The following is a 12,182-nucleotide window of genomic DNA, read 5'->3' as shown; positions in this document are numbered from 1 at the left end:
CCCTAGCGGCCCTGTGCTTCTGCCGCGGCGACGAAGGCGTCAAACCCGTATTGGTCGAAATTCATCTCCCAATGCTCGACGATCTTATCCCCGCGAAACCGCCAGATCCCGAAAGCCGGCGTCTCCAATTTCGTGTCACCGGCCTCGGCGGAGACGACAACCGGGACCATCGCCCAATCACCCGAAATACAGATATCGCCCAGCTTTCTGACCTTGAAACTCCCCGCGGTCAGGGCGCGCATTTTCGGGCGTTTGACCTCGGCCTGCTCGGTGCCGTGGTAATCCCCAGCGATGCTGCTCCGCCCCGGTGTATGGCAAATATAGTCGTCGGCGATGGCGGCGTTGAAAGGCTCGAAATTCCCCGCATAAAGCTCCGTCAGAACCGAGCGGAAATAGGCTTCATGGCTGTCTGCATCCGGCATTATCGTCTCCGTTGTGTTCAGGTCTGTCTCACTGGCCCGCCGCAAGGTTTCCCCGTCGCCCGAACCGATGCTGCGCGCCCCCATGGCCGCGCCCCCTCCGGTCGCCGTCCTGCAGATAACCACGCGAAATTCAGGCTCTGGGCCTTCGGCGCGCGGGGTCGCGCAAACCTCCGGCTCATTCAAACTGCCCGTCCACCAGCACAAAGGCGATGCGGCACATACCCTCCGACCTGTTGGACCACGCGTGATTGGTGCCGCGCTGGATCAGGATGTCGCCCGCATTCAACACCGTCTCATCCTCATCCATGATCGCGGTGATCGACCCGGCAAGCACAATGGCATAATCAACCGTCGCAGTCTTATGCATCCCCTGATGAACTGCCTTGTCCTTGGTGTGATCGGCATCGGGATAAAGCTCGCGGAATGTGGCATGCAGCACTTTTTCCAGCTCCTCGGGGTCTTTGGGCTCGGGCGGAATGTCGATCACACGGATCACCGTTCCCTGTTTCGGCGGCAGCACGCCTTTATGCTCCAGAATACTGTCGGCATCATGCACATTGCTGGGGCAAGCGGCGGTGCGCCAGACATTGGCCATCGCATAGCCGGGCCGCGCCTGAACCCTGGCCACCCGCGGGGGCGCGCCGTCCTCAATGATGATGCTTTGCCCCTGTTCATTGTGGCCCGTGACCACGCGGCGCAGCGGTGAAAGTCGTTTGGTCATGAATAGCCCCTCAAATCGGCTGATTGAGCCGCTCGTAGCGACTGTTAACATTGTCTTGCGCATGGTTGCGGATATGTTCGGCCGCGCGGTTCATCGCCTCCAGACCCGCAGCATGGCCATTGACCCCGGTCGATTTCGATCCGTTCTGGACAAACGCACAGCGCTCAAATCTGCGCTCTTGCCATTCGCTGAAAATATCCGGCACATCCCGATTTTCGCGCAACAGCCAGTAAAGAACGATCACATCTTCGATCGCCATCGAGGCACCCTGCGCCCAGAACGGTGTCGAAGCATGCGCGGCATCGCCAACCAGAACCACACGGCCCTTGAACCAGGGCGGCTCCATGATGATTTCCTTGATCGGCGTATAGACAATCTGCTCCGAGCGGGTGATCTGCTTCAGCAAGCCACCCGCGCGCCCGCCAAACATCGCGAACCGCTCATGCATCCGGCGCACCAGCGTCTCGGGCTCGAACCACGGGTTTCCCGGCTCTTTCGACACCCCTGCAATATAGAGTTCATCATCGGAAATCGGGATAATCCCGACGGATTTCTCGGGGCCCATCTGCCACATGGTGTCAGCCAGCGGTGTTGCCATCGGAAGGATCGCGCGCCAGTTCGAAAACCCGCTGTATTGCGGCTCGATCTCGGCAAACACCAGCGAGCGCACCGAAGAATTCACCCCATCCGCCCCGATGACGATATCGTAGCTTGCACGCGCGCCATCGGTGAAACTCACATCGACACGGTCCCCGGATTGGCTGATCCCGGTGACGCTTTTGCCCATTTGAATGGTGACGCCAGCCGCCTCAACGGCGGCGAGCAAGATCGCATGCAACACCGGTCGCCCAATCGGCACATAGCCCGGATAATCAGAGCCGGGACAGGGCGGAACCACCGTCTGGGCCAGCGTATTCCCATGCATATCGGTGATCGTCGACACCCCCGTTGGCGAGTGCCAGCCGGCTTTGACGATCTGCTCGGCAACACCGATTTCCTGCAACCCCCGCAGCGCGTTGTTTTGCACATACATGCCGGTGCCCAGCACTTCCCAGCTTTGCGACTTCTCGACAATATCGATCTGATACTCTGTTTTCGCCAGCGCGCAGGCCAAGGTCTGCCCGGCGATTCCCGCCCCAACTATCAGCGCCCGTTTTGTCACTTCGCACCCTCCCGCTTCTGATTGCAGTTATTCCTTTCAAAAGGAAAAAGTCAACAGGCCGGGCTTGTTTTTCCTTTCAAAGAGAATAAAAGATATAGGCACTACGTACGGTTTCACGAGACGGTCTCGTCGGCTTGTGCGTCAGCCTAATTGGGAGGAAAGCATGTACAAAATCACGACAGCACTTGTGTCAGCAGGCCTTTTCGTTGCCACATCCGGCGCCTCGTTTGCCGATCCGGTCGCACTGCGATTCGCCGTCGGTGTGCCGCCGCAGGTCCATTACAATCGGGATCTGTTCACGCCTTGGTCCGAAACCGTTTCGGCAGAATCGAATGGCACACTTGAAATCAACATGTTCTACGCGGGCGCCTTGGGGCATCCGGGCGAATTTCTCGAGGCCATTGATGTCGGGGCTGTCGATATCGCCGTCGATATTGCCGCCTATTATCCGGGGCAGTTCGCCCTCTCCCAGATTGCCTCCCTCCCCTTTATGATCGACGATCCGGTGCAAGGCTCGATGGCGCTTTGGTCGCTTTATGAGAGCGGCGCTTATGGCGATATGTTCGACGGGATGAAGATGCTGGCGATCTCGACCCCGCCAGCAGCGATGATCCTGACCACCGAAACACCGGTTGCACGGCCCGAAGACATGCACGGGCTGACGATTGCCGCCAGTGGACGGATCTCGCCGCAGGTCGCGCAAGCCGTGTCTGCCGCACCGATCGACGTGCCGATCTACGAGATTTATCAATCCCTGAGCCGCGGCACCGTTGACGGCGCGATCACCTATTACACGGCAATTGCGCCCTTCAGCCTGCATGAGGTCGGCAATTACTATCTCGACCTGCCGCTGGGGGGCTCGTTCATGATGGTCTATATGTCCCAAGAGCGGTTCGACGCCCTGCCCGCTGAGGCGCAAGCGGCATTGGACAACAACTCCGGCCTTGCCCTCTCGCAGGCCTTTGGCGAAGTCTGGGCTGCCGCCGCGCAAGTCGGACAGAATATGATCACCCAAGAAGGCGGGACCATCGCCACCCCCAGTGAAGAGGATATGGCGCTTTGGCAGGCCAGCATCGGGGATATCGTCGACAATTGGGCGGCAGATACCGAGGGCGGTCAGGCGCTTGTCGATGCATTGCGCGCGGAACTCGCCGATTAACCCCTCGACCGATCTTTGAAACCCGACCGGGGCCGCCAGTTTGGCGGCCCTATTTCTTGGCGATCCCCTGCATCAGCGTCTGGAACAGGAATTCGACAAACTCATCCGCCACATCATTTGGCGTCTGGTCCGGCCCGAACAGACGGGTGAAAATCGTCCGCGAGGTGGCCAGAAATTCGCCGGCCCCGATGATCGAAAGATACAAGAACCGCGGATCGAAATCGTCGCGGAACAACCCGTCCTTGCGACCGGTCTCGATGATCTCACTCAGGGTTCCAAAGAACTGGTCGGTAAACCAGTCCCGTGTCTCCAGCGCCCATTCGTCGTGCCCATTGATGATCTGCTCGATGAACAATTCATGGAAACTGGTCTCTTCGGTCAAAAAGGTCACCAGATGCCGGATCCGCTTTTTCAAGGCATCTTCGGGGCTTGATGGATCAATGTCGAGCGCCCGAAAGCGTTCGCCGTAATCCTTGACCAGCACCTTCAAAACCTCGGTCAAGAGATGCCGCAGATCCGAGAAATAATAGCGAACCAGCGCGGGATCCACACCCGCCTCTTCGGCCACCAGTTTGCGGGTCAAAGAGGACGGCGGCACACGGCGCAGAAGACCGCGCGTCGCGGTGATGATATGGTCACGGCCCACCGATCCGCGCCCGCGGCCACGCGGCGCAGATCTGGTCTTCTTGGATGTTTCGGGTTTGCTTACCAAGGTCTTGGTTTTCTTGTCATATTTGGGCCGGACCGCGTCTGGTCACAACCGGTCCTGCGCTGTTCTTTTGCCTGCCAGGATTGATACACCCTCGCCTGACGATAATCAAATGCCGCGCCGGATCTCACAGCCTCACCGCGGTGCGTTGCCGCCCCATATGGCTGCATTCGGCCTGCATCACATCGCCCGGCGCCAGATAATTGCCCTTGCCCTGCCCCACCCCTGCGGGCGTGCCGGTGGCGATCAAATCACCCGGCTCGAGGGTCAGCATCTGTGACAGATATTCGATCTGCTCCTCAAGCGAGAAGATCATATCGCGCGCCAGACCGTCCTGATGCAGCACATCATTGACCCAGAGCCGCAGTGTGATCTCGCGGTAGTCGGGGACGAATACGGCGGGCAAGAACAACGGCCCGACCGGAAAAAACGTGTCATAGCTTTTCCCCGCCAACCAGTCCGAGCGGATATTCGGCCGATCCTCGCGCCATGTTGCGGCGCGGCAGGACACATCATTGACCGTGACATAGCCCGCGACATGACCCATCGCCCGCGCCTGCGAGACCCGTTTGGCCGGTGCGCCGATCACCGCCGCAAGTTCCACTTCCCAATCAATCTTGTGCTCTGCACTCGGCAGCACAATATCGTCTTCCGGTCCGGTCATGCAGCTTGTCGCCTTGAGGAAATGATAAGGTTCCTGTGGCCGCACGGGGGCGTTTTTTGGCGACGATTTCGGGCCGGTAAAGCCGGTTTGCGCCATTTCCTGAACATGTGCCGAATAATTCGCCGCCGCGCAGAGGATCTTGCCGGGGCGCGGAACCGGCGCCAGTCTCTTGGCAATCTTGGTCACTTCACAACGCGCCGCTATCTCCGGCGAAGCCAGAATCCGCTCTGTAACCTCCTGATATTGCGCAAGGCTTTCCTGCCAATCCATAAGCGCAAGCGCCAGATCGGTCTGCACGCCTTGCAGGTCAAATACCGCCGCCAAGGTCGCCAGATCATAGTGCTTGCCCTGCGTCACGATCGTCATGATCGCCTGATCCGCTTCGGTTCTGACGCGCCCCAGTAGGAACATGTTTTCCATTTTTCACCTTTATTTCTTTTTAAAGGGAATTTATACGAGAACCAGCACCTGTCAATGGACTCAGGCGCGTTATCGAGGATTTGGGATAGGCACGCATGCAAACACAGCTCGATATCGTCGCATTGGAAGAGCATTACGCCGACCCGCATCTCGACGCGCTCTTGGGCCGCACACATCCCGCGCCCCTGCAAAAACTGCTCTATGCCAGCGCCGAGGACCGCGTGCAGCGTCTCGACACGCTCGGGATCGCGACCGAGGTTCTTGCCCTAGCGCCGCCCGGTTTGCAGGGGATCTGCGCCGATAACGCCCACAATCTGGCCATCGAGGTCAATGACCGGCTGGCGGCATTCATCCGGCAAGCCCCCGGCCGCTTTGCCGGTTTCGCCGCCCTCCCGACATTCTCGCCCGATCATGCGGCGCGCGAATTGAACCGCTGCGTGCAGTCCCTCGGCTTCGTCGGCGCGATGATCCACGGGCCAACCGATGGGCTCTTTCTCGATGATCCGCGTTTCGAGCCGATCTTCGCCGCCGCCGAAGCGCTGGAGGTGCCGCTCTATATCCACCCTTCGGAAATCCTCGCTTCCGTCAAGCAAAGCTACTTCGCGCCCTACGACCAGACCCATCCGATGTTCATTCGCGCGGGCTGGGGCTACACGATTGAAACCGGCACCCACGCCATGCGGCTGATCCTCTCGGGTGTGTTCGATAGACACCCGCGCCTTCGCATCATTCTGGGCCATTTCGGCGAGGGCATTCCCTTCTTGCTCGACCGCATCGACGAGGCCCTTGCGCGCGATACCCCGATGCAAGCCTTTCGCGAGTTGTTCCTGCGGCATTTTTACGTGACATCGAGCGGGTTCTTCTCTTCAGCAGCGCTCAATTGTTGCCTCGAACAGATGCCGCCAGACCGGATTCTTTTTTCGATCGACGCCCCCTATGCCGCGGATCACAGCGGCGTCGATTGGCTCAAGGCTCTCACCCTCGACACCCCCTTAAAACGGAACATCGCAGGCGCCAATGCGCGCCGGTTGCTAAACCTCACATGACCGATGTGCCCCCCGTCACATTTGCCTTGCGCATGGGCTCGATGATCGGCTGCCCGCCGTTTCCGGTGCTGGATTTCGACGATGGCGCATCCGTGGCCCTGCACGCGGTCCGCCCTCTGGCCGAGACGCTGGGATTGCGCATCCCCGAGGGCACGATCTTTGATCTGGTTCAGGATTGGGAGCGGGGATTTCCAGCATTGGCCGAATTGGTGCAGGCGCTGGCCTATAGCCCCATGGCTGTCGGCCATCGCGGTGACTTCGTGCCCTCGGAACTGATCACCGACGAAAGCCTCCTGCCCGCCGCGCGTCAGGTCTTCCTGCGGCGCGGCGCCTGTGTCGAAACACCGCCGATTTCCACCGTCGCCAAAGCCTCCGGCCCCCTCACCCTCGGCGATCAGATGAAGCCCGCGAGACCCTCTTTCTGTCTGGCCGCGGTGATCGGGAAGCAGGCCACCGGCGTGCCTCAGGAGGCCGCGCCATCGGTGATCGCCGGTTGGGCCATCGGGGTTGAACTCCGCGCCGCTGACAGCGCCGGACGGCCCGTGCCCGGCGCCTTGATCATCGGGCCAAACCTCGTTCCGGCAGCCTTTGCCAGCGACCTCAGCGGCATTCCCTATACCATGGGCATGATGGGCCGCGAAGTCGCCCATGGCGCCCTCTCCGATCTCTCGGCGCAGATGCCGGGCTTCCTCGCCGAGGTCAGCGCGATGACCACACTCTTGCCCGGCGATCTCTTGGTGATCCCGGCCACGCCAAGCCCGGACACGCCCGCAGCCGGCACCGTTGACACGCTCGAAGCGCTCGCCTCGGGCTTTGGCTACCTCAAGAAAAGTTTCAAATAGGAGACCCACCATGGCTATCACCGGGATTGAAACGCTGGTCTACGGCGTCGAGAATATCAACGAATGCGTGGCGTTTTTTGAGGATTTCGGCCTGAACCTGAAGTCACGCAGCGAGGAGTGCGCGCAGTTCCAATTGGAGGAAGGCAGCAAGGTCGAGATCCGCAGCATCAAGGATCCGTCGCTGCCGGACTCCATCCTACAGGGCACCGGCGTTCGTGAGGTGATCTGGGGCGTGGACAGCACAGAAAACCTTGAAGCGCTGGTTGCCAGCCTGCAAACCGACCGCGATCTGCGCCGCGATGCAGATGGCACCGCGCATTTCAAATCCGATTGCGGGCTGCCGCTGGGACTGCGCCTCTATGACAAGAAAAAGGTGCTCAACTGCCCCGATCCGCTAAATGCACCCGGCGTCGCGGGCCGTCTGAATGTCTCGCGCAAATGGCGTTTGCGCGCCCGCCCGAAAACCATCACCCATGTTGTTTTCGCGGTCGAAGATTTCGTCGCCAGCCACCGGTTTTTCGAAGAGCGGCTCGGCTTCCGGCTCTCGGAATACCAGATCCACCTCGGCATCTACATGCGCTGCGACGGCGCCTCGGATCATCACAACCTGTTTCTGCTGGACATGAACAGCGGCAGCGCGCCCGGATACCCGATCTATCATCACGCGAATTTCGGCGTCGAGGATATCGACGAACTGATGGTCGGCACCAACCATATGAAACGCCGCGGTTGGAGCGTCGGCGGGCTGGGTCAGGGGCGGCACCGGATCGCCTCGGCGCTGTTCAGCTATTTCAAAAGCCCGACCGGCGGAGAGGTCGAATACGGCTCGGACAGCGACTATCTCGACGACAACTATGTGCCGCGCGAATGGAATGCGCTTTTTGGCCTGCAATCCTGGATGACCGAACAGCCCGAGTGGATCAAAAACGCCCAGATCGAGTGGCACGCCAAACATATGACCGAAGGCATGCCCGCGCATATCCGCTCGATCAAAGACCTGCCGGATGACGGCAAACTCGCATGAACCGGGCGTGATTGCCGAGCGGAGCCCGGTAAGGGGCATTGATCGAAACGCAGGCTAGCTTTCGCCTTGGGTTGGCCGCCTCAACAAAATACCCACCCCGCTTGCGCTAAGCCGCCCCAATCTCCGCCTGCCTCTGCGCCTGTTTTTGCGACAGCACCGCGCAGACCAGAAGCTGCGACATATGGTAGATCATCAGCGGCAGCACGATGGCGCCGACCTGCTCCGCCGCGAAAAGCGCGGTGGCGATGGGTAGGCCCGAGGCAAGGCTCTTGGTCGAGCCGCAGTAGAACAGCGCCGTCCGGTCCGCGCTCGGCAGCTTCAGGCCGCGCCCGGCAGCCCCCACCAGCGCCATCACCAGCGCCAAAAACACCCAGACCACGCCGAACAGCAGCGCCAGATCGACGCCCGACACCGTTGACCACAGGCCCGAAACCGTGCCCGCGCTGAACGCCGAATAGACGATCAACAGGATCGATCCGCGATCCACCACCATGGTCACCAATTTATGGCGTTTGATGAACCCGCCGATGAACGGCAGCGCCAGTTGTCCCAAGATGAACGGCAGCAGGATCTGCGTGCCAATCCGCACCACCGCGTCCAAGCCGACCCCGCCCTGCCCCTGCACCAGCAACAGCGCCACCAGCGCCGGTGTCAGCACCACGCCCAACAGGTTCGAGACCGAGGCCGCGCAGATCGCTCCCGGGACATTGCCGCCCGCAATCGAGGTGAAGGCAATCGAAGAGTTCACCGTCGAGGGCAGCACCGCGAGAAACAACAGGCCCAGCACCGCCGTCGCCCCCAATAGCGGCCCGAAGAGCGCCACCAAGAGGAGCCCCAGAAGCGGAAACAGCACATAGGTCGCCGCAAGGCTCAGCCCCTGCAGCCGCCAGTTCAGCAGCCCGGCGCGCACCGCGCTGGGGTCCAGTTTGGCGCCGTAGATGAAGAACAGCAGCGCCACCGCCCAGAAGGTCACATCCTTCAGGACCTCCGCCGCCAGATCGCGCGCCGGTAACATCAGCCCCGCCGCAATCGTCGCCAGCAGCACGAGCATGTAAAGATCAATGCCGATCCGCGATAAAAAGCGCATAGTTATCCTGTCCATTCAAGCCGCCGCCCCTATGCCACGACGGCGGGTGTATGCAAAGCGTATCGCCGGAATTGCGCCCAATAGCGCGCTCAGAATCCCGCCGCCTGACCATCCTTGCGCGGATCCGAGCCCGCCATATAGCCGCCCTCGGGCAGACGCGCGACCAGCTGCGCGCCGCCAAAGCCAAAGGCATTATCCGGCGCCTCCACCTCGATCCGGTGCCCCAAAGCGCGCAACGCTGCCAGCGTCGTCTCACCCATCGCGGGCTCGCAGGCCACATCCAGCCCCGAGACCATCCGCCAGCGCGGTGCATCGGCGGCAGTCTGCACATCCTGCCCCCAAAGCTGCGTACGCAACAGCAATTGCACATGCCCCTGCGCCTGAATCGGCCCGCCCATCATCCCGTAGGCCATCAACGGCTTGCCCTCTTTCATCGCAAAACCGGGAATAATCGTGTGGAACGGGCGTTTACCCCCCGCCACCTGATTGGGATGCCCCGCCTGCGTGGTGAAGCCAAACCCGCGGTTTTGCATCGCAATCCCGGTGCCGGGGATCACCACGCCCGAGCCAAAACCGGCGTAATTCGACTGGATGAAACTCACCATCATCCCCGAGGCATCCGCCGTGCTCATCAACACCGTGCCGCCCTCGGGCGGTGTTCCCGCGCCGAAATCCTGCGCGCGCTCGGTCGAGATCAGCGAAGCACGGGCGCGCAGATAGTCAGCGTCCAAGAGCGCTCTCTCATCCACACCCGTCATATGCGCGCGGTCGGCGACGAAGGCGTCAATATCGGCGTAGGCCAGTTTGATCGCCTCAATCTGCAGGTGGATCGCGGTGACATCATCGGGGCCGAAGTCGCGAATTGCGGTGTGTTGCAGCATGCCAAGCGCCATCAGCGCCGCAATCCCCTGCCCGTTCGGCGGGATTTCATGCAGCTCCACATCGTCGAACCTCTGGCTGATCGTGCCGCACCAATCGGACCTATGCGCGGCCAGATCCTCCACAGTCATCGCGGCCCCATGCGCCTTGGCAAAAGCCGCGATTTCCTCGGCAATCTCGCCCTCATAAAACGCGCGGCCCTTGGTCTCAGCGATCAGCCGCAGGGTGCGGGCGGCACCGGGGTTGCGAAACCGCTCACCGGCACGCGGGGCGCGGCCATTCGGCATGAAGGTCTCGGCAAACCCCGGCTGGTGGCCCAGCACCTCGGCGCCGCGCGCCCAAAGCGCGGCGATGATCGGCGAGACGATGAACCCCTCTTCGGCGTAGCGGATCGCCGGCGCCAGCACCGTGGCCAGCCCCAAAGTGCCGAACCGCTCCGAGAGCTTCACCCAGGCGTCGACCATCCCCGGCACCGTCACCGAGTCCCAGCCGCGCTCAACCATCCCATCAGGAAACCGTTCAGGCGACCAGGCGGCGGGCGCGCGGCCCGAAGCGTTGAGCCCGTGCAACTCCTTGCCATCCCAAAGGATGCAAAACGCGTCCGAGCCCAAGCCGTTGCCGGTCGGCTCCACCACCACCAGCGCCGCGGCAGTGGCAATCGCGGCATCCACCGCATTGCCGCCCTGCTGCAGGATCGTCAGCCCCGCCTGTGTCGCCAAAGACTGCGAGGTGGCGACGACATTATCGGCCAGAATGGGCGAGCGGCGGGAGGGGTAAAGGGGATCATGGCGCAGGCGCATCTTTGGACCTCTTGGACATGGCATAGGTTAGACATGGCATAGGGTGAGAAGACTGGCGGGGCGCCCGCTGGATCGGGGCGGCAGCCGCATAGAGGAACAGGGCCGGGATCGGCGGGCGAGCGGTTTCGCCTTGTCGGCAGCGCTCACCTCAAGCCTTCTAGGACGCCCCCGCCAGCTTCACAATGCCCCGCCGCGCTTACATCCGGCCTGGCGTCCACCCGCTCGGCGCTGAATATCCCCGAGGCCCCTGCCCATTCGTCGCACCCGGAATACCACCGGCCCGCGCGTCACCGACTTCGCCAACCAATGACTGCGCCCCGTCTCACACCCGATGCTCGGGGTTCTCATAATCAAACCGGCAGCCCGCCTGCCAGGCATTGCGGTCGTTGCCATGGTTCGGCAGCCCGCCCGCATCCTTCAGCATCCGTGCCATATGCATCAGATTCCAGGTCATGATCGTCGCATTGCGCTGGGTGAACTCATTGTCGAACCCCGCCGGACCACCCTCGATCTCATCGCCATAAGACGGGCCCGGCCCGGCCTCGCCGATCCAGCCGCAATCGGCCTGCGGCGGGATCGTATAGCCCAGATGGCCAAGCGCATAGAGGATGGTCATCGCGCAATGTTTGACCCCGTCCTCATTGCCGGTCACCACCGCGCCGCCGGTCTTGCCGTAAAACACACTCTGGCCCTTGTCGTTCAACAGGCCGGACATGGCATACAGCCGCTCGATCACCAGCCGGCAGATCGAGCTTTCCTCGCCCAGCCAGATCGGCGTGCCGATGATCAGGATATCGGCGGCTTTGATCTTTTGCCAAAGCGCCGGCCAGTCGTCACGCTCCCAGCCATGCTCGGTCATATCGGGCTGCACGCCGTAAGCAATCTGATGCGCGGCGGCGTGGATCACCTCGACACTGACCTTGTTGCGCGTCATGATCTCGCCCGCCACCGAGAGCAGAAGTTTGGTATGCGACTCCGCCTCGGCGCGTTTGAGCGAGGTGTTAATGATCACCGCCCGCAGGTCCGAAAAATCGTTGGTGTTGGTGTCGCAAAGCTCGGATTGGGTCGCGTTCAATGGCATCGCTGGGCTCCTTTTGCATCACTCTGGCGGGCCAGCACGCGGCGCCGCCGATCCTGCAAAGTGACTTAAAGCGCGCGGGGGATGCGTCAACAAACCAGCGGGATTTGCGACTGCATTCAATGCCTTACCAGTCCGATACGCACAACGGGAGACAGGTCAAACCCTG

General features: G+C 61.5%; 12 protein-coding genes. 4 read left to right on the top strand and 8 right to left on the bottom strand.

Annotation, left to right across the window (positions count from 1 at the left end; genetic code table 11):
- Positions 1 to 2: 2 nt before the first annotated feature.
- From DDE20_RS10915 to DDE20_RS10905, 3 genes are all read right to left on the bottom strand, one after another.
- Positions 3 to 422: a nuclear transport factor 2 family protein gene (locus tag DDE20_RS10915; RefSeq protein WP_165814496.1), complete on the bottom strand. Its 420-nt coding sequence runs from the start codon at positions 420 to 422 to the stop codon at positions 3 to 5.
- Between the two features lie 175 nt (positions 423 to 597).
- Positions 598 to 1,143: a cupin domain-containing protein gene (locus tag DDE20_RS10910; protein WP_116558529.1), complete on the bottom strand. Its 546-nt coding sequence runs from the start codon at positions 1,141 to 1,143 to the stop codon at positions 598 to 600.
- 10 nt (positions 1,144 to 1,153) lie between these two features.
- Entirely contained in the window at positions 1,154 to 2,305 is a 1,152-nt protein-coding gene (locus tag DDE20_RS10905) for an FAD-dependent monooxygenase (RefSeq protein WP_165814495.1), read from the bottom strand.
- Between the two features lie 163 nt (positions 2,306 to 2,468).
- Here DDE20_RS10905 and DDE20_RS10900 point away from each other — a divergent pair, with 163 nt between their 5' ends.
- Complete coding sequence (locus DDE20_RS10900) at positions 2,469 to 3,464, top strand: TRAP transporter substrate-binding protein (protein WP_116558527.1); 996 nt, start codon at positions 2,469 to 2,471, stop codon at positions 3,462 to 3,464.
- Positions 3,465 to 3,513: 49 nt separating this feature from the next.
- Here DDE20_RS10900 and DDE20_RS10895 read toward each other — a convergent pair whose 3' ends face one another.
- Complete coding sequence (locus tag DDE20_RS10895; RefSeq protein WP_165814494.1) at positions 3,514 to 4,110, bottom strand: TetR/AcrR family transcriptional regulator; 597 nt, start codon at positions 4,108 to 4,110, stop codon at positions 3,514 to 3,516.
- Positions 4,111 to 4,300: 190 nt separating this feature from the next.
- On the bottom strand, positions 4,301 to 5,257 hold the full coding sequence (locus tag DDE20_RS10890; protein WP_116558525.1) for a fumarylacetoacetate hydrolase family protein: 957 nt from the start codon (positions 5,255 to 5,257) through the stop codon (positions 4,301 to 4,303).
- Positions 5,258 to 5,352: 95 nt separating this feature from the next.
- Here DDE20_RS10890 and DDE20_RS10885 point away from each other — a divergent pair, with 95 nt between their 5' ends.
- From DDE20_RS10885 to DDE20_RS10875, 3 genes are read left to right on the top strand one after another with little or no spacing between them, the layout of a single operon-like run.
- Positions 5,353 to 6,303, top strand: coding sequence for an amidohydrolase family protein (locus tag DDE20_RS10885; RefSeq protein WP_116558524.1), 951 nt, complete (start codon positions 5,353 to 5,355; stop codon positions 6,301 to 6,303).
- Positions 6,300 to 7,145, top strand: a complete 846-nt coding sequence (locus DDE20_RS10880; protein WP_116558523.1) for a fumarylacetoacetate hydrolase family protein — start codon at positions 6,300 to 6,302, stop codon at positions 7,143 to 7,145. The genes DDE20_RS10885 and DDE20_RS10880 overlap by 4 nt, the downstream gene beginning before the upstream one ends.
- 10 nt (positions 7,146 to 7,155) lie before the next feature.
- Entirely contained in the window at positions 7,156 to 8,169 is a 1,014-nt protein-coding gene (locus DDE20_RS10875) for a VOC family protein (protein WP_116558522.1), read from the top strand.
- 106 nt (positions 8,170 to 8,275) lie between these two features.
- Here the strand turns inward: DDE20_RS10875 and DDE20_RS10870 are convergent, their stop codons facing one another.
- The 3 genes from DDE20_RS10870 to DDE20_RS10860 all read right to left on the bottom strand — a co-directional run bounded on the left by DDE20_RS10870 (position 8,276) and on the right by DDE20_RS10860 (position 12,016).
- On the bottom strand, positions 8,276 to 9,256 hold the full coding sequence (locus DDE20_RS10870) for a bile acid:sodium symporter family protein (RefSeq protein ID WP_116558521.1): 981 nt from the start codon (positions 9,254 to 9,256) through the stop codon (positions 8,276 to 8,278).
- An 89-nt stretch (positions 9,257 to 9,345) separates the two neighbouring features.
- The gene (locus DDE20_RS10865; protein ID WP_116558520.1) at positions 9,346 to 10,935 is read right to left on the bottom strand and encodes a gamma-glutamyltransferase family protein; all 1,590 of its coding nucleotides are present in this window, start codon (positions 10,933 to 10,935) and stop codon (positions 9,346 to 9,348) included.
- Positions 10,936 to 11,257: 322 nt separating this feature from the next.
- Positions 11,258 to 12,016: a flavodoxin family protein gene (locus tag DDE20_RS10860; protein ID WP_116558519.1), complete on the bottom strand. Its 759-nt coding sequence runs from the start codon at positions 12,014 to 12,016 to the stop codon at positions 11,258 to 11,260.
- Positions 12,017 to 12,182: the final 166 nt, after the last annotated feature.

The sequence above is a fragment of the Pararhodobacter oceanensis genome (genome assembly GCF_003076755.1).
Lineage (GTDB): Bacteria > Pseudomonadota > Alphaproteobacteria > Rhodobacterales > Rhodobacteraceae > Pararhodobacter > Pararhodobacter oceanensis.
This window is presented reverse-complemented; position numbering and strand designations above follow the sequence as displayed.

Coding starts and splice junctions, on each gene's coding strand:
- DDE20_RS10915 (WP_165814496.1), bottom strand. CDS start 422: ATGCCGGATGCAGACAGCCATGAAGCCTATTTCCGCTCGGTTCTGACG.
- DDE20_RS10910 (WP_116558529.1), bottom strand. CDS start 1,143: ATGACCAAACGACTTTCACCGCTGCGCCGCGTGGTCACGGGCCACAAT.
- DDE20_RS10900 (WP_116558527.1), top strand. CDS start 2,469: ATGTACAAAATCACGACAGCACTTGTGTCAGCAGGCCTTTTCGTTGCC.
- DDE20_RS10890 (WP_116558525.1), bottom strand. CDS start 5,257: ATGGAAAACATGTTCCTACTGGGGCGCGTCAGAACCGAAGCGGATCAG.
- DDE20_RS10885 (WP_116558524.1), top strand. CDS start 5,353: ATGCAAACACAGCTCGATATCGTCGCATTGGAAGAGCATTACGCCGAC.
- DDE20_RS10880 (WP_116558523.1), top strand. CDS start 6,300: ATGACCGATGTGCCCCCCGTCACATTTGCCTTGCGCATGGGCTCGATG.
- DDE20_RS10875 (WP_116558522.1), top strand. CDS start 7,156: ATGGCTATCACCGGGATTGAAACGCTGGTCTACGGCGTCGAGAATATC.
- DDE20_RS10870 (WP_116558521.1), bottom strand. CDS start 9,256: ATGCGCTTTTTATCGCGGATCGGCATTGATCTTTACATGCTCGTGCTG.
- DDE20_RS10865 (WP_116558520.1), bottom strand. CDS start 10,935: ATGCGCCTGCGCCATGATCCCCTTTACCCCTCCCGCCGCTCGCCCATT.
- DDE20_RS10860 (WP_116558519.1), bottom strand. CDS start 12,016: ATGCCATTGAACGCGACCCAATCCGAGCTTTGCGACACCAACACCAAC.